This window comes from Prevotella sp. MGM1, assembly GCF_002933775.1.
GTDB lineage: Bacteria > Bacteroidota > Bacteroidia > Bacteroidales > Bacteroidaceae > Prevotella.
This window is the reverse complement of the sequence record NZ_BEWV01000050.1, coordinates 17,443-40,129: the sequence shown is the minus strand read 5'-3', so window position 1 is coordinate 40,129 and position 22,687 is coordinate 17,443. Positions and strand designations below refer to the sequence as shown.

The window sequence follows — 22,687 nt, the reverse complement described above, 5'->3', positions numbered from 1 at the left end:
GGGGCGCTCCGACGGCACAAGCCGGAATAGGTGTTTGTTATCTTGCAAAGATACGAATTTTAAAGCAAATCACAACAAAATTAATGATATAATAAAAATGACTTGTGGTGTTTGTTATCTTGCAAAGATACGAATTTTAAAGCAAATCACAACATCGAGGCGGGGGTTAAATTAGCTCATATTGGTGTTTGTTATCTTGCAAAGATACGAATTTTAAAGCAAATCACAACCTATATAATGCAAATATAAACTTAATGATGAACAAGTGTAAAACAAAAGGGCAGACGAATTAAATTCATCTGCCCTTAAATATAATGTCTGTTATTCACACAGCTTATTCAGCCTTGGGAGCTTCTTCCGCTGCAGGAGCCTCTGTTACTGTCTCCTCTGCAACGGGAGTTTCAGCCTCTGCCTTTGTTGCCTTGCGAGAACGGCGTGTTGCCTTCTTCTTTGTTGTGGTCTTAGCCATATTCTCGTCGAAGTCTACAAGCTCTATGAAGCAAATCTGTGCTGCGTCACCCTGGCGTGTTCCGAGCTTGATGATACGTGTGTATCCACCGGGACGGTCACCAACCTTTGCGGCAACCTCTCCAAAGAGTTCTTTTAGAGCGAACTTGTTCTGAAGATAACGGAATACCACACGGCGTGAGTTTGTAGAGTCGTCCTTTGAGCGTGTTATCAGCGGCTCAACGAACTTCTTCAAGGCCTTTGCCTTGGCTACGGTCGTAGTGATTCTTTTGTGCATTATCAGCGAGATGGCCATGTTTGCGAGCATCGCCTCACGATGAGATGCAGTACGACCTAAATGGTTGAATTTCTTATTGTGTCTCATTTTTTTGTTATTCTTTATCTAATTTGTATTTAGAAATGTCGGTTCCAAACGACAGATTCAGACTCTCGAGCAAATCATCAAGCTCGGTGAGCGATTTCTTACCGAAGTTACGGAACTTAAGGAGGTCTGTCTTGTTGTACTGAACCAGATCCCCAAGAGTATCCACATCAGCAGCCTTAAGGCAATTGAGGGCACGAACACTGAGGTTCATGTCTACAAGACGTGTTTTGAGCAACTGGCGCATGTGCAATACTTCCTCATCAAACTCTTGGTTGCCGTCTACATCTGCATTTTCGAGAGTTATCTTCTCGTCAGAGAACAGCATGAAGTGGTAGATGAGAATTTTCGCAGCCTCTCTAAGTGCGTCTTTCGGGTGAATGGAACCATCCGTGGTAACTTCCAATATGAGCTTGTCATAGTCGGTCTTCTGCTCAACACGATATGGCTCAACAGCATATTTTACGTTACGGATCGGAGTGTAAATAGAATCGATTGGAATTACATTAACATCGGTACAGAACTCGCGATTCTCATCAGCGGGGACATATCCGCGACCTTTATTAATGGTAAGATCAATCTGCATTGAAGCTTTTGAGTCTAAATGACAAATCACCAAATCAGGGTTTAACACTTCAAATCCAGTCAGATACTTGCCTATATCACCAGCCTTAAACTCTGTAGAATTTTCGACTGTGATACTTACTTTTTCATTCTCGAATTCTTCTACTACTTGCTTGAATCTCACTTGTTTGAGATTCAAGATAATGTTAGTCACGTCTTCTTTTACACCGGATACTGACGAGAACTCATGCTCTACCCCCGCAATGCGAATGGTATTGATAGCATAACCCTCGAGTGATGAAAGAAGAATGCGGCGCAGGGAATTACCGATTGTAACACCGAAGCCAGGCTCTAACGGACGAAACTCGAACTTGCCGAATTTGTCACTAGCCTCTAACATTACGACTTTATCAGGTTTTTGAAATGCTAATATCGCCATTAATTTAATGATTTATTTAGAGTACAACTCAACGATTAACTGTTCCTTTATATTCTCCGGGATATCGGCACGCTCCGGCTTGTGAAGAAGCTTACCGCTCTTGGTGGTATCATCCCACTCTATCCAAGGATATTTGCTATGGTTAAAACCTGCCAATGCAGCCTCAATAACTTCAAGAGACTTTGACTTCTCACGAACAGCTATCACCTGACCGGGCTTAACCGAATATGAAGGTATATTCACTACATTACCGTCAACCGTAATGTGCTTGTGTCCTACAAGCTGACGAGCAGCCGCACGAGTAGGAGCGATTCCGAGCCGGAATACCACATTATCAAGACGGCACTCGAGATTCTGAAGAAGAACCTCACCGGTTATACCGTCTGCCTTTGCAGCTTTCTCAAACATGTTACGGAACTGACGCTCAAGTACTCCGTATGTATACTTGGCTTTCTGCTTCTCTGCCAACATGACACCGTACTCAGATGTCTTTCTGCGACGGTTGTTGCCATGCTGTCCGGGAGGGAAGTTTCTCCGGGACAAAACTTTGTCTGCGCCGAAAATGGGCTCACCAAAACGACGCGCGATTTTTGATTTCGGTCCAATATATCTTGCCATAATTCTTTTATGCTTTTAAAACTTGTTATATCAACAACTAAGTACCTGATTATACTCTTCTTCTCTTCGGAGGACGGCAACCGTTGTGCGGCAGCGGAGTAACGTCTATAATCTCTGTTACCTCAATACCTGCACCATGAACGGCACGGATAGCTGACTCACGACCGTTACCCGGACCCTTAACATAAGCCTTTACCTTACGTAAACCGAGGTCAAAAGCAACCTTGGCGCAATCTTCCGCTGCCATCTGAGCTGCATAAGGAGTATTCTTCTTTGAACCACGGAATCCCATCTTACCGGCTGAAGACCAAGAAATAACCTGGCCCTCTCCATTGGCCAAAGATACTATAATGTTATTGAATGAGCTATGAACATGCAACTGTCCCATAGCGTCAACCTTTACATTTCTTTTCTTTGAAGTGACTGTTTTCTTTGCCATAATTCTAAATTCTTAATGAGTTAATTATTTAGTGGCTTTCTTCTTGTTAGCAACAGTCTTCTTCTTACCCTTACGTGTACGAGCATTGTTCTTTGTGCTCTGACCGCGAACGGGAAGACCGTTACGATGACGAACTCCACGATAGCAACCAATATCCATCAGTCGCTTGATATTCAACTGGATCTCAGAACGGAGATCTCCTTCAACCTTGAATTCAGCGCCGATAATTTCACGGATTTTAGCTGCCTGATCGTCAGTCCATTCACTGACCTTCAGGTCGCGGCTCACGCCGGCCTTATCCAATATCTTTGCTGAACTACTTCGACCTATACCATAGATATAAGTCAATGCGATTTCGCCACGCTTCTCTTGGGGCAAATCTACTCCAACAATTCTTATTGCCATTGTAATGATTAAATAAAAAAATGATTAATAATTAACCCTGACGCATCTTGTACTTAGGGTTCTTCTTGTTGATAACGAACAGACGTCCTTTACGACGTACAATCTTGCAGTCGGCATTACGTCTTTTCAATGATGCTCTTGTCTTCATATATTTCTCTATTGTTTATTTGTATCTAAATACAATTCTACCCTTTGTCAGATCATAAGGACTCATCTCTACCTTTACCTTGTCTCCTGGAAGAATCTTGATATAGTGCATTCTCATCTTACCTGATATATGAGCAATGATTTGTACACCGTTTTCAAGTTCTACTCGGAACATCGCATTTGAGAGAGATTCCACTATTGTTCCATCCTGTTCTATCGCAGACTGTTTTGCCATACTTTATTAATTTACTTCTAAACGTTCCAATCCTTCAAACGAAGATAAAATTTCTGCCTTTCCTTTACGCACTGATACCGTATGCTCAAAATGAGCCGCAGGCCTACCGTCAAGTGTACGTATTGTCCATCTATCCGGCATCAGACATATATTACGCAATCCCATTGTTATCATCGGCTCTATTGCAAGACACATACCGGACTTCAGCAGCATACCACTACCCGACTTACCGTAATTAAAAATTTGCGGGTCTTCATGCATCTTTCGTCCGATCCCATGGCCTGTCAACTCACGAACAACCCCATAGCCATGTCTTTCACAATAATTCTGAACAGCATTTCCTATATCACCAAGATTGTTTCCTGCCACTGCTTTCTCTATACCTAAATAAAGAGACTTCTTTGTCGCGACGAGCAAATTCCTTATATCCTCCGAAACTTCACCTACACTAAACGTATAACACGAATCTCCATTGAAACCATTAAGAAATACTCCACAATCGATAGAAATGATATCACCGTCTCTTAGAATTGTTTTCCCATCGGGAATTCCATGAACCACTATATCATTTACAGAAGTACAGATACTGGCAGGAAACGACTCTCCAAACGGATTAGGAAATCCTTTAAATACAGGAACAGCATGGTTGTCTTTTATAAACTCTTCTGCTATCCTATCCAATTGGAGAGTCGTCACTCCAGGTTTTATATGTTTTGCCAATTCTCCAAGCGTCTTGCTCACAAGTCGGCTTGCTTGGCGCATCAACTCAATTTCATCCTCTGTCTTCAGAAATACACTCATCCCTGAAGCAAAAATCAATATGCGGACACTCCACCACGGCCATGAATACGGCCAGAGTTAAGCAACCCGTCATAATGACGCATGAGCAAATGACTCTCTATCTGTTGGAGAGTATCAAGTACAACTCCTATGAGAATCAACAATGAAGTTCCACCAAAGAACTGTGAGAAAGCATCCTGCACTTGAAGCAATCCCGCAAGAGCCGGCATTATTGCGATAAAAGCGATAAACAACGAACCAGGGAAAGTTATACGAGACATTACCGTATCAATATAATCCGCTGTGTCCTTACCCGGCTTTATACCGGGAATAAAGCCATTATTACGCTTCATATCTTCTGCCATCTGTGTCGGATTCAAAGTTATTGCAGTATAGAAATATGTAAATGCGATTATCAACAAAGCAAATATCACATTATACAGCCAACTATGATGATCCAACATTGAGCGTACGACCCAATTTGCATTCTCTTGAGATGAATACTGCACAATAGCCAATGGTATAAACATCAATGCCTGTGCAAAGATTATCGGCATTACATTGGCAGCGAACAACTTCAAAGGTATGTACTGGCGTGCACCGCCATATTGCTTATTGCCAACAAGACGCTTTGCATATTGTACAGGGATTTTACGAGTTCCCTGTACTAAGACAATAGCCGCACAAACAACACAGAAAAGGATGATTATCTCTGCTATGAACATAACAAGTCCGCCACCTGTCGCAGAAGTAAAGCGAGAAGCCAACTCCTGTATAAAAGCCTGGGGAAGACGAGCTATAATTCCAACCATAATTATTATTGAGATACCATTACCTATTCCTTTATCTGTAATGCGTTCACCTAACCAAAGGACGAACATACTTCCCGCCGCAAGAATAATTGTAGACGAAATGATAAACATAGTCCAAGACACACCGGTAGCTAAAGCCGCTCCGGCCTGCATCTTAAGATTAAACAAGTAACTCGGGGCTTGGAATAGCAAAATTGCCACTGTAAGCCAACGAGTATACATGCTAATCTTTTTACGTCCACTTTCTCCTTCACGCTGCATCTTCTGGAAATAAGGTACAGTCATGGCGAGAATTTGCATAACGATAGAAGCTGAGATGTAAGGCATTATTCCCAAAGCGAAAATAGACGCATTGGAAAATGCTCCACCAGAGAACATATCCAGAAGAGACATCAAACCACCCTGAGTCTGCGATTGCAATTTATCCAACATTCCGGGATTTATACCTGGAAGGACAACAAACGAGCCAAAACGATAAATAGCCGTAAAGAGCAGAGCGATAAGAATGCGCTGACGCAAATCCTCTACTTTCCAAATGTTCTTTAGTGTCTCAATTAACTTCTTCATTTTCTTAGATTATTGTTGCGTTACCACCTACTGCTTTAATCGCCTCCTCTGCAGTTTTAGAGAAAGCGTTTGCTTCAACATCAACCTTTGCCTTCAGTTCTCCATTGCCAAGGATCTTTACCAGCTCTTTACCATTTGTAAGACCTGCAGCCACGAAATCCGCTACACCAATCTTCGACAAATTCTTCTCTTCTGCAAGTTTCTGAAGAGTAGACAAATTAACTGCGAAATACTCCTTATGATTGATATTCTTAAATCCGGCTTTCGGAATACGACGTTGCAGAGGCATCTGACCACCTTCGAAACCAATCTTTCTCTTATAACCAGATCTTGCTTTGGCACCCTTATGTCCACGAGTAGAAGTACCACCCAAACCGGAACCCGGTCCACGACCAATCCTACGACGTGAATGTGTAGAGCCTTCTGCTGGCTTTAAATTATGTAGTTTCATAATTAAATCTGTTTTTTATTTGAATAATTAGTCTATCACAGTAACCAAGTGGTGTACCTTGCGTATCATTCCGCGAAGAGAAGGAGTATCTTCTTTTTCTACAACCTGGGCAATTTTACGCAAACCTAACGCCTCTAATGTACGCTTCTGATCTGCAGGAGCACCAATCTTACTCTTTACCTGCTTTATTTTAATTGTTGCCATATTTATTCTCCTTATCCTCTAAATACTTTCTCCATACTTATTCCACGAGTACCAGCAATAGTATATGCATCCCTCATCTGTGTCAATGCAAGGATTGTGGCTTTTACAAGATTATGAGGATTTGAAGAGCCCTTGGACTTTGCCAATACATCCTTCACACCTACACTATCAAGTACGGCACGCATAGCACCACCGGCCACGAGACCGGTACCGGCAGCTGCCGGCTTCAAAAATACCTGTGCGCCACCGAAATGAGCCTCCATCTCATGAGGTATTGTACCTTTCAGTACAGGAACTTTCACGAGATTCTTCTTTGCTGCCTCTACACCCTTAGCAATGGCAGCCGTAACTTCACCGGCCTTGCCAAGTCCCCAGCCTATAACACCGTTACCGTCACCGACAACGACAATTGCTGCAAATGTAAAAGTACGTCCTCCCTTTGTTACCTTTGTAACACGGTTTATAGCAACTAATCTGTCTTTTAACTCAACGTCACTATTTATTCTAACTTTATTCATTGCCATAATCGTTTAAAATTTGAGTCCTCCCTTACGTGCACCCTCAGCAAGCTGTTTAACACGTCCATGATAGAGGTAACCATTACGATCAAATACCACAGAAGAAACACCAACTTCAATTGCCTTCTTAGCTACAAGCTCACCTACTTTCTCTGCCTGCTGTATCTTCGGCATAGTCTCCATGCCTAATGAAGAAGCAGAAGCAAGAGTTGTTCCGTTTTGATCATTTATAACTTGAACATATATCTGCTTATTGCTGCGGAAAACACTCATACGTGGACGTTCTGCGGTTCCGAATATACTCTTACGAATTCTGTATTTAATCTTTATTCGTCTTTCTACTTTCTTTGTTGTCATAATCGTAATTTATTAAAGTTACTTAGCTGAAGCTGATTTACCAGACTTTCTGCGAATAACCTCGCCTTGGAATAATATACCCTTACCCTTATAAGGCTCCGGCATACGGAAAGAACGAATTTTTGCACAAATAAGACCCAGCAATGCTTTATCGCAAGACTCAAGAATGATAATTGGATTCTGGTTTCTCTCAGATTTTGTCTCAACTTTCACCTCAGAGGGGAGTTGGATGAAAATGGGGTGAGTATAACCAAGCGAGAACTCAATGAGGTTACCTTGGTTAGATACACGATAACCTACACCGACAAGTTCAAGTACTTTCTTATAACCCTCGCTTACGCCTACAACCATATTATTTACAAGAGCACGATAAAGACCATGGAAAGCCTGCTTCTGCTTGTAATTAACAGGATTGTTCTCATCTATCTCAAAGACGATATTACCATCCGCGATGTTAACGATTATAGAAGAATCTACTTTTTGAGAAAGTTCGCCCTTAGGACCTTTTACTGTCACAACACCAGCATTCTGAGTAACTGTAACTCCCGCAGGAATACTAATTGGTAATTTTCCTATTCTTGACATATACAAATCCTCCAATTAATATACATAGCAAAGAACTTCACCACCAATTTTAAGTGTGGCAGCTTCTTTGTCTGTCATTACACCTTTGGATGTAGATAAAATAGCTATACCTAATCCATTAATAACTCTCGGCATGTCCTTATAACCTGTATACTTACGTAGACCGGGTGTTGACACTCTTTTCAGGCACTTGATTGCATTCTCCTTTGTCGCAGGATTGTACTTCAATGCAACTTTAATTGTTCCTTGCGGACCATCCTCTACAAATTTGTAGTTCAGGATGTATCCTTTCTCAAAGAGGATTTTTGTGATCTCCTTCTTCAAGTTTGAGGCTGGAACCTCTACAACACGGTGATGAGCCATGATTGCATTCCTCAACCTCGTCAGATAATCTGCTATTGGATCTGTCATAAAATAAAAGTTTAATTAATCGGGACTACCCCGACAATATTAAAAAATAAAAATCTTCTCTTGGATTACCAACTTGCCTTCTTCACTCCCGGAATCAAACCGTTTGATGCCATCTCACGGAATTGAATACGAGACAATCCAAACTGGCGCATATATCCTTTCGGACGACCCGTGATCTTGCAACGGTTATGCAAACGTATTGGGTTGGCATTTTTAGGTATACTCTGCAATTTACGAGCTGCTTCATAAGCATCAGAAGGATCTTCTGCAGTTGCTATGATCTTCTTAAGTGCCGCACGCTTCTCAGCATAACGGGCCACTAATTTAGCACGCTTCACCTCACGGGCTTTCATTGATTCTTTTGCCATATGTCTTAATCGTTTTTAGCATTCTTAAAAGGCAGACCGAAAGCTTTAAGCAAAGCATATCCCTCCTCATCCGTCTTAGCGGATGTAACAAAGGTTATATTCATACCTTGGATACGGTCTATTGTATCAATATTGATTTCAGGGAAAATAATCTGCTCCTGAATTCCAAGAGTATAGTTTCCACGTCCGTCAAATTTACTCTCAATACCCTTAAAGTCACGAATACGAGGCAGAGCTATACGAACAAGCTTCTCAAGAAATTCGTACATACGCTCACGACGCAATGTAACCATAACACCGATAGGCATTTTCTTACGAAGCTTGAAATTAGCAATATCCTTCTTTGAATAAGTAGCAACAGCTTTCTGGCCTGTAATAGCCGTTATTTCATTGATGGCTACATCTATCAGCTTCTTATCTTGAGTTGCATCTCCCAATCCTTGATTAACTACAATTTTTTTCAAAACCGGGGTCTGCATCTTAGAGCCATAGTTAAACTGCTTCTCCAATGCAGGAGCTATTTGCTCCAAATAAGTTTTCTTTAATTGTGCTGTATTCATTACTTAATCTCCTCTCCTGATTTTTTAGCGACACGAATTTTCTTTCCGTCTTCGGTCTTCTTGATTGCAACACGTGTAGGTTCACCGCTTGTAGGATCTACCAAACTCAGATTAGAGATATGTATCGGAGCCTCTTTCTTTACGATGCCACCCTGCGGATTCTGAGCAGAAGGCTTTGTGCTTTTAGAGACCATATTTACACCCTCCACAATAGCACGCTGCTCTTCAACAAGCACCTTAAGCACCTTATGGGGTGCGGGATACTTGCCATTTTGGCCTTTCCTGTCTTTGCTGTTACCAGCAATGACAAGTACCATATCATTTTTCTTTATTTTCAACTTACTCATTTCTTGTCACATTTTAATATTAAAGAACTTCCGGTGCCAAAGAAACGACCTTCATATTAACGGCACGCAACTCACGTGCTACCGGACCGAAGATACGGCTTCCACGAAGTTCACCAGCATTGTTCAGCAACACGCATGCGTTATCATCAAAGCGAATGTAAGAACCGTCTGCACGACGTATCTCTTTCTTTGTGCGAACAACCAAAGCCTTAGATACTGCACCTTTCTTCAAATCACTTGACGGGATAACGTTTTTTACCGCAACAACAATCACGTCTCCAACACTTGCATAACGACGACGCGTTCCACCCAATACACGAATGCAAAGGGCCTCGCGCGCACCGCTGTTATCACATACTGTAAGTCTTGATTCTGCTTGTATCATAATTACTTAGCTTTTTCAACAATTTGAACTAATCTCCATCTCTTTGTCTTGCTCAAAGGACGGGTTTCCATAATGAGGACAGTATCTCCTACGTTAGCCTCATTCTTCTCATCATGAGCATGGTATTTTTTTGTCTTCTGCACAAATTTACCATATATTGGGTGCATCTCCTTGAACTTAGAGGCAATAACAATGGTTTTATCCATTTTGTTGCTGACAACAACACCCTGTCTTGTCTTTCTTAAATTTCTTGTTTCCATCTGGCCCATTATTATTTATTAAGTTCTCTTTGACGGAGTTCTGTTTTCATACGTGCGATATTACGACGCAAAGCCTTAATCTCTGATGGGTTTTCCAAAGGAGTGATTGAATGATTCAATTTCATTTGGTTGTACTTACCAACTTCAGCCTCTATTCTCTCTGCCAATTCTTTGGTTTCAAGCTCTTTTACTTCTGTCATCTTCATAAATTAAGCGTTTTTATCGTAATCACGTCTAACAACAAACTTCGTCTTTACCGGCAATTTCTGTGCTGCAAGGCGAAGAGCCTCCTTAGCGATATCAAAAGAAACGCCTTCCACTTCAAAGAGAATACGTCCCGGGGTCACGGGTGCTACCCATCCGGCGGGATCTCCCTTTCCCTTACCCATACGAACGTCAGCAGGCTTACGTGTTATAGGTTTATCCGGGAATATGCGAATCCAAACCTGACCCTCACGCTGCATATAACGGTTTACAGCCACACGAGCGGCTTCAATCTGACGGCTGTCCAGCCATTTGGCTTCAAGAGTCTTGATTCCGAATGAGCCAAAAGCCAGCTGTGTACCTCTGTGGGCGTTACCTTTGTTTCCACGGCCATCTTGAGGTCTTCTATATTTTACTCTCTTAGGTTGTAACATGATAGCTTCTTACTTTAAAACAATTACTTATTTCTTCTTATTACGGAATTTTCTGCCACCATTGCCACCATTAGAACGGCCGTTGCCCTTATCCTGGGTAAAGTTAGGCGAAAGATCGCGCTTGCCGTAAACTTCACCACGGCAAATCCACACTTTAATACCCAACAAACCTACTTTCGTCAAAGCCTCGGCTTGGCAGAAATCGATGTCTGCGCGGAAAGTATGCAAAGGAGTACGTCCCTCCTTATACATTTCCTTACGTGCCATTTCAGCACCGTTCAGACGTCCTGTAATTTGAATCTTAATACCCTCGGCACCGGCACGCATTGTGTTTGCTATAGCCATTTTGATTGCACGGCGATAAGCTATTTTTCCTTCCACCTGACGAGCAATGTTGTTACCCACGATGGTTGCGTCCAGTTCGGGTTTCTTCACCTCAAAGATATTGATTTGAATCTCTTTGTCGTAGAGCTTCTTCAATTCCTCTTTCAATTTGTCTACATCTTGACCACCTTTACCAATGACAATACCCGGACGAGCCGTACAAATAGTAATGGTAACAAGCTTCAATGTACGCTCGATGACAATTTTGGAAACACTTGCCTTAGCCAAACGCTCATTAAGATACTTGCGAATCTTCATGTCTTCAACCAAGTTGTCTCCGAAGTCCTTGCCTCCAAACCAATTTGAATCCCAACCTCTAACAATTCCAAGACGGTTGCTTATTGGATTAACTTTTTGTCCCATTCTACTTTAATTATTTATCATTAGTTATAGCGTCCACAAACAGAGTAACGTGATTAGAACGTTTACGGATTCTATATCCGCGGCCCTGAGGTGCAGGTCTCATACGCTTTAAAGTAACACCTTCATCAACGAATATTTTCGTAATATAAAGTTCACCTGCTTCTGCCTTGCGGTCATTTTTAGCTTCCCAGTTTGCAATGGCCGAACGGAGAAGTTTCTCTACGTCAGCAGCAGCGGCTTTCTTGGAGAATCTCAATACACCGAGAGCGCGATTCACTTCCATTCCACGAACCATATCTACGACATAACGCATTTTACGTGGAGAAGAAGGAACGCCTTTCAGCTTAGCAAAATACTGTGTTTTAAGGGCTGCCTTTCTTTCTTCAGCCTTAATATGTTTTCTTGCTCCCATTATTTATTTCTTTTTATTTCTGGTGGATTTTACCTGATTTACTTTTTATTACCTGCATGGCCACCAAAACGACGGGTTGGCGAGAACTCACCAAGCTTGTGTCCGACCATGTTCTCGGTAATGTAAACAGGAATAAATTTATTTCCGTTATGAACTGCAACTGTATGTCCCACAAAATCAGGGGAAATCATTGAAGCTCTGGCCCAAGTCTTAACGACACTCTTCTTTCCGCTCTCATTCATGGCGAGAATTTTTTTCTCGAGTGATACGTTTATATACGGACCTTTTTTTAATGAACGACTCATAATTTACACTTAGTTAACTTGATTACTTACTTGCTCTTTCGATAATATACTTATTAGAAAGCTTCTTAGGTGCACGTGTCTTGAGACCCTTTGCGTACAATCCCTTACGTGAACGGGGATGGCCTCCAGACTGGCGACCCTCACCACCACCCATCGGGTGATCAACAGGGTTCATGACAACACCACGGTTGTGAGGACGGCGACCCAACCAGCGAGAGCGTCCGGCCTTACCAGACTGCTCCAAGGCGTGATCCGAATTACCCACACTACCGATAGTCGCTTTACAAGCGCTAAGAATTTTACGAGTTTCACCCGAGGGAAGCTTGATCACACAATAGCTACCCTCACGAGAAGTTAACTGAGCGAAATTGCCGGCCGAACGAACGAGCAACGCACCTTGTCCCGGACGTAATTCTATATTGTGAATTACCGTACCCACAGGGATGTTTGCCAAGGGGAGGGCATTACCAATCTCTGGCACTGCCTCCGCTCCTGAAACCAAAGTTGCGCCTACCTGCAATCCATTAGGAGCAATTATATAACGTTTTTCACCATCAGCGTAGAACAACAAAGCAATACGAGCCGAACGGTTCGGATCGTATTCTATTGTCTTAACTATCGCTGGGACACCATCTTTCTCTCGCTTGAAGTCGATGAGACGATACTTCCTCTTATGACCGCCGCCCATATAGCGTACAGTCATTTTACCGGTGTTGTTTCGACCACCGGTAGAACGTTTACCGTAAACGAGAGACTTCTCTGGCACGGATGCAGTAATTTCCTCGAACGTGCCAATAATCTTGTGTCTTTGGCCGGGTGTTACCGGCTTAAATTTACGTACTGCCATTTTATATTATTGTATATTGCTATAAAAATCAATCGTATCGCCCTCTTTCAAAGTGACAATAGCTTTCTTGAATGCATTCTTCTGTCCCTTAATGAGACCAGCCTTTGTATAACGTGTAGAACGTTTACCGGCATAACGAATGGTGTTCACATCTATAACCTTAACATTGTAGAGACTTTCTATTTCCTTTTTTATCTCTATCTTATTAGCCTCGGGCTTAACGATGAAACCATATTTGGGAGTAGCGACTTTCGTACGCTCCTCACCTTTCTTCGCCTTAACCTTGTAGGTTCTGTCGACAGAAGACTTATCTGTAATCTTGGTCATCTTCTCAGTAACCAAGGGTTTTATTATAAATGCCATTTCTTATGTCTCCTTTATTTTGTTAAGATACCGTCAATTGTTTTCAACGAATTTTCGGTAACCACGAGCACATCAGCATTCAACACACTGTACGCATTGAGCTGCGATGCGACCATGACACCGGTACGTTGTAAATTTCGAGCTGACAAATATACGTTTTTATTTAATTCTGACAAAACAAAAAGCGCTTTCTTGCCTTCAACTTTAAGATTTTTAGCAATATTTACAAAATCTTTAGTCTTTGGAGCTTCCATATTGAAATCTTCAACGACCATTATTGCATTTTCTTGAGCCTTGTAAGACAATGCGCTCTTGCGTGCGAGAACCTTCACTTTCTTGTTCAACTTGAAGCGATAATCACGCGGTTTAGGTCCGAAAACACGTCCACCACCTACAAGCACGGGTGAATTGATATCACCACGACGAGCGCCGCCGCCGCCTTTCTGGCGACCGAGTTTGCGAGTAGAACCGGATACTTCGCTTCTTTCCTTTGACTTATGTGTACCCTGACGCTGATTTGCGAGATACTGCTTTACGTCCAAATAAAGAACGTGGTCATTAGGTTCAATTCCGAAGACAGACTCGTTTAACGTAACCTTGCGTCCGGTCTCCTGACCATTGATATTTAATACGTTAATTTCCATTATTTCTTGATTAATACGGTTGAACCATTGCAACCGGCAACACTACCTTTCACAAGGATGAGATTATGCTCCGGTATTACTTTCAATACTCTCAGGTTCTGGGTCGTAACTCTCTCATTACCCATGTGGCCACCCATACGCATACCCTTGAACACCTTTGCGGGATAAGAACAGGCACCGATTGAACCCGGCTTGCGCGCGCGGTCGTCCTGACCGTGAGTGCTCTGACCCACACCGCCGAAACCATGACGCTTCATTACACCCTGGAATCCTTTACCTTTTGATGTTCCTACAACGTCCACATACTCCGCGTCGTTGAAGAGTTCTACTGTAATTGTGTCACCGAGGTTATACTCCTCATCAAACTTGAACTCGGCCAAGTGGCTCTTTGGTGTTGTACCGGCCTTCTTAAAGGTTCCCATCATCGGCTTGGAGGTATTCTTCTCTTTTGCCTCACCGAAACCCAACTGAACAGCCTTATAACCGTCTTTCTCAACGGTCTTTACCTGTGTTACAACACAAGGACCAGCTTCGATAACAGTGCACGGTACATTCTTACCGTCGGCACTGAAAACGGATGTCATTCCGATTTTTCTTCCAATTAATCCTGGCATTTCAATTAATATTTAAAAATTCTGTTGTGATAATCATTATTTGTCTCAAAACCACTGCCCTACACCTTGATTTCAACCTCAACACCACTCGGGAGTTCGAGCTTCATCAAAGCGTCCACAGTCTTCGCGGTCGAGCTGTAAATGTCTATAAGACGCTTGTAATCCGACAACTGGAACTGCTCACGAGCCTTCTTGTTAACGAATGTACTGCGGTTAACAGTATAGATACGCTTGTGGGTAGGCAATGGAATAGGACCACTAATGATTGCACCTGTGGCTTTGACAGCCTTCACGATTTTCTCTGCTGACTTGTCAACCAATTGATGGTCGTAAGACTTCAGCTTAATTCTGATTTTCTGACTCATTGTATTTTATTTTATTATTCCGAGTTAGAGAGACACTGCTTAAGAGTCATTCGCTAAGCAGTATCTCTCCACTTTTATTATTATTATCGCTTATCAACGGTTAGACCAAATCCGCACGTCCCTTAACCTCCTCAAGGACTGTCTTGGCAATAGAGCTTGACAGAGGAGCGTGGTGGTCGTACTCCATTGAGCTTGTGGCACGTCCGGAAGTAATGGTACGCAGAGCGGTCACATAACCGAACATCTCTGACAGTGGCACCTTCGCCTTAACGACACGTGCACCGCTGCGAGCCTCGTCCATTCCTTCAACCTGTCCGCGACGCTTGTTCAAGTCACCGATCACATCACCCATATTCTCTTCCGGTGTGATAACCTCGAGCTTCATGATAGGCTCCATCAAAACGGGACCTGCTTTCACACATCCGTTCTTGTATGCATTCAGGGCCGCAAGCTCGAATGACAACTGGTCAGAGTCTACCGGGTGGAAAGAACCGTCTATAAGCACCACCTTCAAGCTGTCTACCGGATAACCGCCAAGGATACCGGTCTTCATAGCGTTCTCAAATCCTTTCTGAACAGAGGGGATGAACTCTTTCGGAATGTTACCGCCCTTAACCTCATTAACGAATTGCAGACCGCCTTCCTTGAAGTCCTCATCCACCGGACCGAGATCAACGATGATGTCAGCGAACTTACCGCGACCTCCACTCTGCTTCTTGTAAACCTCACGCAGGTTGACAGTCTTGGTGATAGCTTCCTTATAGTTAACCTGCGGCTTACCTTGGTTACACTCAACCTTGAATTCACGCTTCAGACGGTCGATGATAATATCAAGATGAAGCTCACCCATACCGGATATGATTGTCTGACCGCTCTGTTCGTCCGTACGTACCGTGAACGTAGGATCCTCCTCAGCCAATTTAGCAAGGCCGTTATCCAACTTAGCGATGTCGGCCTGGCTCTTCGGCTCTACAGCAATTGAAATCACAGTATCGGGGAATGTCATAGACTCCAGCACGATCGGATGTGCCTCATCGCAAAGAGTGTCACCGGTACGGATATCCTTGAAACCTACACCTGCACCGATATCACCGGCATCGATAGACTCCATCGGAATTTCCTTATTCGAGTTCATCTGGAACAGACGGCTGATGCGCTCTTTCTTTCCTGAGCGTGCATTGAACACGTAAGAGCCGGCAGTGACCTTACCAGAGTAGACACGGAAGAACACCAGACGTCCCATGTATGGGTCAGTGGCAATCTTGAACGCAAGAGCCGATGTAGGATCATCATCACTCGGCTTGCGTGTTTCTTCCTCTTCCGTATCAGGGTTTGTACCTACGATACTGTCTATATCAAGAGGCGAAGGCAGGAAAGCGCATACATAGTCAAGCAACGGCTGCACACCTTTGTTCTTGTATGAAGAACCGCAAATCATCGGAGTACATGCCATAGACACAGTACCCTTACGGATTGCAGCCATGACCTCCTCTTCCGTGATTGACTCAGGATCATCGAAATACTTCTCCATCAACGCTTCCTCATATTCGGCAGCGGCCTCAAGAAGTTTTCCTCTCCACTCATCGCACTCGTCTTTCATGTCTGCGGGAATATCCTCAACGGAATATTCCGCACCCATGGTCTCGTCGTGCCACAGAATGGCTTTCATCTTGATAAGGTCGACAACACCCCTGAAGTTTTCCTCTGCGCCGATAGGCACCTGAAGCACAACAGGGTTAGCGCCGAGAATATCCTTCATCTGCTGGACTGTCTCGAAGAAATCCGCTCCCGAGCGGTCCATCTTGTTAACATAACCGATACGCGGCACATTATACTTATCTGCCTGACGCCAAACTGTCTCAGACTGAGGCTGTACACCGTCAGCGGCAGAATAAGTTGCGACAGCCCCGTCGAGTACGCGGAGCGAGCGCTCCACCTCGGCAGTGAAGTCTACGTGTCCCGGAGTGTCAATCAAGTTGATTTTGAAGTTCTTATTGTTCCATGTCCAGTTACATGTAGTCGCAGCTGACGTGATAGTAATACCACGCTCCTGCTCCTGAGCCATCCAGTCCATGGTAGCGGCTCCGTCATGCACCTCACCTATCTTGTGGGTTTTACCAGTGTAGAAAAGGATACGCTCGGAAGTCGTTGTCTTTCCGGCATCGATGTGAGCCATGATACCGATATTGCGGGTCAAATGTAAATCGCGGTTAGCCATTTTTTCTTACCTTATTAATATTAGAATCTGAAATGAGCGAATGCGCGGTTAGCCTCAGCCATACGGTGCATATCTTCCTTACGCTTGTACGCGCCACCCTGGCTATTGAAAGCGTCCATAATCTCAGCCGCCAACTTATCTGCCATAGACTTACCGCTGCGCTTGCGGGCAAAAGCGATCATATTCTTCATTGAGACGCTCTCCTTACGGTCGGGACGGATTTCGGTAGGAACCTGGAATGTCGCGCCACCGATACGGCGGCTCTTCACCTCCACCTGGGGAGTAATATTGTCGAGAGCAGCCTTCCACACTTCGAGAGCTGTCTTCTCTTCATTACTCATCTTGCCCTTCACTACTTCAAGAGCGTTGTAGAAAATCTCGTATGACTTGGTCTTCTTTCCGTCATACATCAAGTGGTTCACAAATTTAGAAACCTTCTTGTCGTTGTAAACGGGATCCGGCAGGATCACGCGCTTCTTTGGTTTTGCTTTTCTCATTTTGTTTTTAATGAATTAATTCTGCATGGGGCTGTTTCCTTTTTTGTCCTTCAACGTCCGCACCCGGACATTTACTCAACCTTTGTAACACTTCTCCAGCAAAACGATTATCTTCTGTTTAAGTTTTACCCTCAGACCCTATAACCTTCTCCGGTTATTATTTCTTAGCCTTAGGACGCTTGGCACCATACTTCGAGCGACGCTGTGTACGGTTTGCCACACCGGCTGTATCAAGGGTTCCGCGAACGATGTGATAACGAACACCGGGAAGGTCTTTCACACGGCCACCGCGAACAAGCACGATAGAGTGCTCCTGCAAGTTATGTCCTTCTCCGGGAATGTAAGAGTTCACTTCCTTCTGGTTTGTCAGACGCACACGGGCAACCTTACGCATTGCCGAGTTAGGTTTCTTCGGGGTTGTGGTGTATACACGAACACACACGCCACGACGCTGAGGACATGAATCCAATGCGGGTGACTTGCTCTTGTCCACAAGTTCCTTTCTACCTTTTCTTACCAATTGTTGAATTGTAGGCATTGTTGTAATTTTTTTAATTTATATTATTTATTGTATATTATCGTATCAATAATACGGGTACAAAATACCCATATTTGGCGTGCAAAGGTACAAACTTTATTTTAAATGGCATAACACATTATATAATATAATACTTTTATGGCTTTACTTTTAACACGATATAATATTTTTTAACTAACAACCAGTAGCTAACTTGCCACTTTTTTAATGTTCATCCGGCATTAGCGCCCCTTTTTATATCACCCACACGCCTTACGTATAATTCAGTTCCCTGTGCCGAAAGTTAAAAACTCCGACACAGGGATCCACTGTTTTTCTTTGACATGAGTATAATATATTATTATGTGGCAGCTTTATCCTGCCGCTTCTTCTTGCCAACTTTGATATAGCAATAACTGTCCTACCTTCCTATAAACACTTTCTTCGCCTCTCCGCCTTTTTTCACTATATAAAGGCCTTTACCGAGCGAAGGCATTGTCTTGCCCTTGGACACCATGCGGCCATCGGCCGTGTACACCTCGACACCCTCGGTCGCAACGTCGGCCACTGCATTTCCTATGCCATCGGTTATACCTGTCAGCTCGGGAGTCTCGATTATCCGGCCGAAATACTTCCATTGACCGTTCTCCGATGTCAGATAGTTCTCTTTCGCTCCCATAGGGACATACAGAGTCCAAGTACCCAAACCTTCATTCGAATCGAAATTAAGAACATCCACACTATTGTTCACCGGAGGATTCAAACGATTACAATAAACAACACCGGGAACAGCTTCCTTGCCATTACCAAACCAAAAGCAACACTCGGCCAGCCTCGCCAATGTAGACGGTATATATACAGATAGAAGAGGACTGTCCGCAAAAGCATAAGACTCAACCGAAGTCATACCTTCGGGCAGTTCTACCATACCACGCAATTCGCGACACATAGCAAAAGCCCTGAATTCTATTTCCTTTACAGTAGACGGTAAATTTATCGAACGTAAAAGCGAACCTTGAAAAGCATAGGCTCCGATTTTCTCAATACCCTCCGGTAGAGTAATATAATGCAACTGATAGTCATAAGCAGGGACATCCTCATTGTAAATAGAACCGCTATAAAATGCCTCGGAAACAAGTTCATTCATTTCCAATTTACAATTTCCCATGTTCACACCCGTAAGTCCACTGCTTGTGAGTACCTTTCGCAGTTCCAACACATCACCTTCCTTCATTTGTCCGGTAATAACCACCGAGTCCAACTTGTTAACCTTGTCACCTAAAAGTTCTGTAACAGTCTTGCTTCCGTCCATGTGTATGGTAGCAGTTATAAAACAGTTGGCACTTTCCTCTATATTAAAGCCATTCCACTGCCCCGTATTCATAAATCTATCGCGGCAACCTACCGGAACACGCAGAGTGATGTCATCAGACAACTTGCCCACTGAAACATTGACATTCGGAGACTTGAATCCCCGTACCGAGATACTTTCCAAATATTGACATTCGTCAAAAGCGCCGTCACCGATTTCCTCCAATGCTCTTGGCAATTCCACCATGCGCAGGTTTGTACGGGCAAAAGCCTTTTCGCCTATCCGCTTTAAATTATACGGCAATTTCACATACTGTAAATTCGTATAATACTTGTCCACATCGTTACTTTCAGCCCTTGTGCCCTTCGCCCCGTTTATAATAGAAGGATAAAAAGCATAGCTAGGAATTTTATTGTCAGTAACATTGCAACGTGAGATGTCAAGCCCGGTCAGCCTGCCTTTCTCGATATAGTTTCGCAAAAGCCCGAAGTCTCTTTCATACAGCCGTCCTTCCAATATCAAAGAATCGACATCATAAATATCATCTCCCACATAACGTTCAAGAGAGAATAACGGCAGTATCTTTATATGCTTTATATTTTTAGCAGTAACACTTAACGCCGCAACAAGCGACAACACTATTAATAAAAACTTTTTCATGATTTGGTTCTCCTATTTATTATATAGTTAATGATTTTAGGTCTGTATATTTTCTTTACGCCACAAATGTAAGCAAAAAGCACAGACCTGCAAAACTTTTATCGAATTATTTCACAAATTTCTTCGTTCCCGTAACCTTACCATTCTCTATCAGTGTCACTTGGTAAACACCGGACACCATGTTCGATGCGGGTATATCATAGGTTTCAGCCCCACCATCCACAGTGTAGTCGGCAACCGGACTATTACCCGCCGACAATGCCACACGCAATGTGGATTGATTGACTGTAGGATTTTCAAACGTAACCACAATTGCATCTTTACGGCTCTTAGCGTCCACATTCTTTATAGAAGACAGCATCGGGGCCTGTGCCGTTGAGTAGCTTATCGCCCCATCACTCTTTGCTTGCACCTTTACAGTGTAGTCTGACGTAGATGCACCCGCCGGAATTTTAAATGTTTGTCCTGTACCAACAAGTTTACCGTTCTTGTCATACCATTCGTACAACACATCCTCATACACATTCGCCACTTCCAATATATTACTATTTGTTTTTACATTCGGATTAATAGACGGACGTGCATCTTGCATTATCACGAATGTTTCTCCGCCGAGCACACGGCCTGTCGCATCGTCAATAACAGTAACATCAATATCAACCCTCTTATCATTCACTATCGCTTCTTTGGCATAGAAATTACAATTCAATGCGATATTTCCTTTTTGCCGCGGCCCCAATACAATGTTTTTCATAATGGAACCGCTGTCTTTAAGACAAACCCTATTTGCCACATTTTTATCTATTTCGATATTATCGCCAAGGCTTCCGCCTTTTTTCCATGCCTCCATAAGAGATGATTTCACGTCAACAGACACATTGGCCTCTTTAAACGGTTTGTTTGTCTTATCTTTGGCATTTATCCTTATACTGTATTTCTTTTCATTTAAATTAGGATTAAACAAAAGGACATCGCACTTCTCTGAAATCGTTGTATACTCCCATATCGAGTTATTTTGAGCTATCTTTGGCGTATTCATTACCGCAACAAATCCGGCTGAATCTTCTCGTAAATTATAATCTGCGTTTTTTTCACTTATATGCAGCAACACACACATCGGATAAGGATCGCCTTCATCTTTTTCATATATATTGCTCACCCTCTTTTCTATTTCGATAATTTCTGACTGTCCGGGAGCTATTGTAGGCAAAATATCACACGTCTCTATCGGTCCACCAAATATCTCACTTCCCGGTTGCAAATCAAGCCACATATCTTTTGTTATCAGCAAAGAAGATTTATTCCAAAAACCTGTTACCTTTTGCTCACTCATGCCCCTTAAATACACATATTGCTTAACTCCTTTATTCCTAATTTTGGCATAGATATAAATATCAGCTCTTCTGTTTTTAACATGCGGAGTCTGTGAAGTTCTATTTGACAGACCATCTTCTTGATTTCTTATCCAAATATTCGGACACGCCCAAAACCGAGTTCTTTCAATAAAAGTCATATCTTCTAATAGGTCTGTACTCAATCTATTGGGAACATACTCTCAAGCCTGTCTGCCGTCAATACACCGGAAAGGGTATACCCACGAGAAGTGCTCCTCATCATGCTATTCGCCTTACGCACCAACGTGCCAGTGCCCTTTTGATGCGACAAACTGTCCTGTATATACATCCCGGCCTCCAACATATTGTGATAGTAACCTATGCTGTCGGTAAAAGACATAACACCATTTCCAAATACGAGACCGCTGCAATAGTTGTTTTTCAGAGTGGCCGTAAGCCATTTCATCATATACAGCTTCGAGGCCTTGATTAGCGACTGCACCGCCGCACCCACCACAGCGCCAGCGACACCGCCCACTGCGGCACCCCTCAGTCCGCCTTTCACATCGGCAATGGCAATCTTTATCTTGTCTCTTGTGGTTAACGTCAGTCCCGATGTTCCTCTTGTCTCGTCATCGGCAGGCACAATCACACCTATATTCTTGTTGTAGGCACGCAGTTGTCCGGTCAGTTCCTCAACTGTAGTTTCTCGATACGGCACTTCATCGCATCTTTCCTGAGCGCAAGAAAATAAAATCCCTGCAAGAAACAGTAACAAGAAACCATGAAACAAATTTGATCTTTTCATAATCATTAGAATTAATGTTATGCCTACCTTGCGCTCTTCGGCTTATGCGCCTTTATTATGCAGTATGGTCTGCGATATACTTATCGATTTATTGTATTCATTAAAGCTATATGTCAGAATAATAA

General features: G+C 43.1%; 36 protein-coding genes. All 36 read right to left on the bottom strand.

All coding sequences use genetic code 11. From position 1 onward, the window contains the following. Nucleotides 1-334: 334 nt before the first annotated feature. Nucleotides 335-832: a 50S ribosomal protein L17 gene (rplQ, locus tag MoGM_RS01205; protein ID WP_104368401.1), complete on the bottom strand. Its 498-nt coding sequence runs from the start codon at nt 830-832 to the stop codon at nt 335-337. Nucleotides 833-839: 7 nt separating this feature from the next. After that, on the bottom strand, nt 840-1,832 hold the full coding sequence (locus MoGM_RS01200) for a DNA-directed RNA polymerase subunit alpha (protein ID WP_104368400.1): 993 nt from the start codon (nt 1,830-1,832) through the stop codon (nt 840-842). Between the two features lie 12 nt (nt 1,833-1,844). Then, nucleotides 1,845-2,450: a 30S ribosomal protein S4 gene (gene rpsD / locus MoGM_RS01195; protein ID WP_104368399.1), complete on the bottom strand. Its 606-nt coding sequence runs from the start codon at nt 2,448-2,450 to the stop codon at nt 1,845-1,847. A gap of 49 nt (nt 2,451-2,499) precedes the next feature. Further along, nucleotides 2,500-2,889, bottom strand: coding sequence for a 30S ribosomal protein S11 (gene rpsK, locus MoGM_RS01190; protein ID WP_104368398.1), 390 nt, complete (start codon nt 2,887-2,889; stop codon nt 2,500-2,502). A gap of 24 nt (nt 2,890-2,913) precedes the next feature. Continuing rightward, entirely contained in the window at nt 2,914-3,294 is a 381-nt protein-coding gene (gene rpsM, locus MoGM_RS01185; RefSeq protein ID WP_104368397.1) for a 30S ribosomal protein S13, read from the bottom strand. A gap of 31 nt (nt 3,295-3,325) precedes the next feature. Next, entirely contained in the window at nt 3,326-3,442 is a 117-nt protein-coding gene (gene rpmJ, locus MoGM_RS01180) for a 50S ribosomal protein L36 (RefSeq protein ID WP_104368396.1), read from the bottom strand. A gap of 15 nt (nt 3,443-3,457) precedes the next feature. Then, a complete protein-coding gene (gene infA / locus MoGM_RS01175) occupies nt 3,458-3,676 on the bottom strand; it encodes a translation initiation factor IF-1 (RefSeq protein ID WP_004341775.1) in 219 nt (72 codons plus the stop codon). A 6-nt stretch (nt 3,677-3,682) separates the two neighbouring features. Next, nucleotides 3,683-4,477, bottom strand: a complete 795-nt coding sequence (gene map / locus MoGM_RS01170; protein WP_104368395.1) for a type I methionyl aminopeptidase — start codon at nt 4,475-4,477, stop codon at nt 3,683-3,685. Between the two features lie 14 nt (nt 4,478-4,491). Then, a complete protein-coding gene (gene secY, locus MoGM_RS01165; RefSeq protein WP_104368394.1) occupies nt 4,492-5,835 on the bottom strand; it encodes a preprotein translocase subunit SecY in 1,344 nt (447 codons plus the stop codon). A 4-nt stretch (nt 5,836-5,839) separates the two neighbouring features. After that, a complete protein-coding gene (rplO, locus tag MoGM_RS01160) occupies nt 5,840-6,286 on the bottom strand; it encodes a 50S ribosomal protein L15 (protein WP_104368393.1) in 447 nt (148 codons plus the stop codon). A gap of 27 nt (nt 6,287-6,313) precedes the next feature. Continuing rightward, nucleotides 6,314-6,490 carry a 50S ribosomal protein L30 gene (gene rpmD / locus MoGM_RS01155; RefSeq protein ID WP_104368392.1) on the bottom strand — a complete coding sequence of 59 codons (177 nt, stop codon included), beginning with the start codon at nt 6,488-6,490 and terminating at the stop codon, nt 6,314-6,316. An 11-nt stretch (nt 6,491-6,501) separates the two neighbouring features. Then, nucleotides 6,502-7,014, bottom strand: coding sequence for a 30S ribosomal protein S5 (rpsE, locus tag MoGM_RS01150; RefSeq protein ID WP_104368391.1), 513 nt, complete (start codon nt 7,012-7,014; stop codon nt 6,502-6,504). Between the two features lie 6 nt (nt 7,015-7,020). Further along, on the bottom strand, nt 7,021-7,365 hold the full coding sequence (rplR, locus tag MoGM_RS01145) for a 50S ribosomal protein L18 (protein ID WP_104368390.1): 345 nt from the start codon (nt 7,363-7,365) through the stop codon (nt 7,021-7,023). 18 nt (nt 7,366-7,383) lie between these two features. Next, the gene (gene rplF / locus MoGM_RS01140) at nt 7,384-7,950 is read right to left on the bottom strand and encodes a 50S ribosomal protein L6 (protein ID WP_104368389.1); all 567 of its coding nucleotides are present in this window, start codon (nt 7,948-7,950) and stop codon (nt 7,384-7,386) included. Between the two features lie 15 nt (nt 7,951-7,965). After that, nucleotides 7,966-8,361: a 30S ribosomal protein S8 gene (rpsH, locus tag MoGM_RS01135; protein WP_104368388.1), complete on the bottom strand. Its 396-nt coding sequence runs from the start codon at nt 8,359-8,361 to the stop codon at nt 7,966-7,968. Nucleotides 8,362-8,426: 65 nt separating this feature from the next. Further along, nucleotides 8,427-8,729 carry a 30S ribosomal protein S14 gene (gene rpsN, locus MoGM_RS01130; RefSeq protein ID WP_104368387.1) on the bottom strand — a complete coding sequence of 101 codons (303 nt, stop codon included), beginning with the start codon at nt 8,727-8,729 and terminating at the stop codon, nt 8,427-8,429. 5 nt (nt 8,730-8,734) lie between these two features. After that, nucleotides 8,735-9,289: a 50S ribosomal protein L5 gene (rplE, locus tag MoGM_RS01125; RefSeq protein WP_104368386.1), complete on the bottom strand. Its 555-nt coding sequence runs from the start codon at nt 9,287-9,289 to the stop codon at nt 8,735-8,737. Beyond that, complete coding sequence (gene rplX, locus MoGM_RS01120) at nt 9,289-9,636, bottom strand: 50S ribosomal protein L24 (protein WP_104368385.1); 348 nt, start codon at nt 9,634-9,636, stop codon at nt 9,289-9,291. Before rplX ends, rplE begins: the two co-directional genes overlap by 1 nt. A gap of 19 nt (nt 9,637-9,655) precedes the next feature. Continuing rightward, nucleotides 9,656-10,021 (bottom strand): 50S ribosomal protein L14, encoded by a 366-nt coding sequence (gene rplN, locus MoGM_RS01115; RefSeq protein WP_021963765.1) that lies wholly within the window; start codon nt 10,019-10,021, stop codon nt 9,656-9,658. A 2-nt stretch (nt 10,022-10,023) separates the two neighbouring features. Further along, entirely contained in the window at nt 10,024-10,290 is a 267-nt protein-coding gene (rpsQ, locus tag MoGM_RS01110) for a 30S ribosomal protein S17 (RefSeq protein WP_104368384.1), read from the bottom strand. Nucleotides 10,291-10,292: 2 nt separating this feature from the next. Further along, a complete protein-coding gene (gene rpmC, locus MoGM_RS01105) occupies nt 10,293-10,487 on the bottom strand; it encodes a 50S ribosomal protein L29 (protein WP_104368383.1) in 195 nt (64 codons plus the stop codon). Nucleotides 10,488-10,490: 3 nt separating this feature from the next. Next, complete coding sequence (gene rplP, locus MoGM_RS01100; protein ID WP_104368382.1) at nt 10,491-10,919, bottom strand: 50S ribosomal protein L16; 429 nt, start codon at nt 10,917-10,919, stop codon at nt 10,491-10,493. A gap of 27 nt (nt 10,920-10,946) precedes the next feature. Continuing rightward, the gene (gene rpsC, locus MoGM_RS01095; protein WP_104368381.1) at nt 10,947-11,666 is read right to left on the bottom strand and encodes a 30S ribosomal protein S3; all 720 of its coding nucleotides are present in this window, start codon (nt 11,664-11,666) and stop codon (nt 10,947-10,949) included. Nucleotides 11,667-11,676: 10 nt separating this feature from the next. After that, nucleotides 11,677-12,078: a 50S ribosomal protein L22 gene (gene rplV, locus MoGM_RS01090; RefSeq protein ID WP_104368380.1), complete on the bottom strand. Its 402-nt coding sequence runs from the start codon at nt 12,076-12,078 to the stop codon at nt 11,677-11,679. A 38-nt stretch (nt 12,079-12,116) separates the two neighbouring features. Next, nucleotides 12,117-12,383, bottom strand: coding sequence for a 30S ribosomal protein S19 (gene rpsS / locus MoGM_RS01085; protein WP_022315727.1), 267 nt, complete (start codon nt 12,381-12,383; stop codon nt 12,117-12,119). Between the two features lie 22 nt (nt 12,384-12,405). Then, complete coding sequence (gene rplB, locus MoGM_RS01080) at nt 12,406-13,230, bottom strand: 50S ribosomal protein L2 (protein WP_104368379.1); 825 nt, start codon at nt 13,228-13,230, stop codon at nt 12,406-12,408. A gap of 6 nt (nt 13,231-13,236) precedes the next feature. Next, on the bottom strand, nt 13,237-13,593 hold the full coding sequence (rplW, locus tag MoGM_RS01075; protein ID WP_104368378.1) for a 50S ribosomal protein L23: 357 nt from the start codon (nt 13,591-13,593) through the stop codon (nt 13,237-13,239). Nucleotides 13,594-13,607: 14 nt separating this feature from the next. Continuing rightward, nucleotides 13,608-14,237 (bottom strand): 50S ribosomal protein L4, encoded by a 630-nt coding sequence (rplD, locus tag MoGM_RS01070; RefSeq protein WP_104368377.1) that lies wholly within the window; start codon nt 14,235-14,237, stop codon nt 13,608-13,610. Then, the gene (rplC, locus tag MoGM_RS01065; RefSeq protein WP_104368376.1) at nt 14,237-14,851 is read right to left on the bottom strand and encodes a 50S ribosomal protein L3; all 615 of its coding nucleotides are present in this window, start codon (nt 14,849-14,851) and stop codon (nt 14,237-14,239) included. Before rplC ends, rplD begins: the two co-directional genes overlap by 1 nt. 59 nt (nt 14,852-14,910) lie before the next feature. Continuing rightward, nucleotides 14,911-15,216 (bottom strand): 30S ribosomal protein S10, encoded by a 306-nt coding sequence (rpsJ, locus tag MoGM_RS01060; protein ID WP_104368375.1) that lies wholly within the window; start codon nt 15,214-15,216, stop codon nt 14,911-14,913. Between the two features lie 100 nt (nt 15,217-15,316). Then, nucleotides 15,317-17,434 carry an elongation factor G gene (gene fusA / locus MoGM_RS01055; protein ID WP_104368374.1) on the bottom strand — a complete coding sequence of 706 codons (2,118 nt, stop codon included), beginning with the start codon at nt 17,432-17,434 and terminating at the stop codon, nt 15,317-15,319. Nucleotides 17,435-17,454: 20 nt separating this feature from the next. Then, the gene (gene rpsG, locus MoGM_RS01050) at nt 17,455-17,931 is read right to left on the bottom strand and encodes a 30S ribosomal protein S7 (RefSeq protein WP_104368373.1); all 477 of its coding nucleotides are present in this window, start codon (nt 17,929-17,931) and stop codon (nt 17,455-17,457) included. Nucleotides 17,932-18,088: 157 nt separating this feature from the next. After that, nucleotides 18,089-18,469, bottom strand: coding sequence for a 30S ribosomal protein S12 (gene rpsL, locus MoGM_RS01045; RefSeq protein ID WP_104368372.1), 381 nt, complete (start codon nt 18,467-18,469; stop codon nt 18,089-18,091). 400 nt (nt 18,470-18,869) lie between these two features. Beyond that, nucleotides 18,870-20,420: a leucine-rich repeat domain-containing protein gene (locus MoGM_RS01040; protein WP_104368371.1), complete on the bottom strand. Its 1,551-nt coding sequence runs from the start codon at nt 20,418-20,420 to the stop codon at nt 18,870-18,872. Nucleotides 20,421-20,526: 106 nt separating this feature from the next. Continuing rightward, entirely contained in the window at nt 20,527-21,933 is a 1,407-nt protein-coding gene (locus tag MoGM_RS01035; protein ID WP_146078607.1) for a hypothetical protein, read from the bottom strand. A 20-nt stretch (nt 21,934-21,953) separates the two neighbouring features. Beyond that, nucleotides 21,954-22,562: a hypothetical protein gene (locus MoGM_RS01030; RefSeq protein WP_158249536.1), complete on the bottom strand. Its 609-nt coding sequence runs from the start codon at nt 22,560-22,562 to the stop codon at nt 21,954-21,956. Between the last annotated feature and the right edge of the window lie 125 nt (nt 22,563-22,687).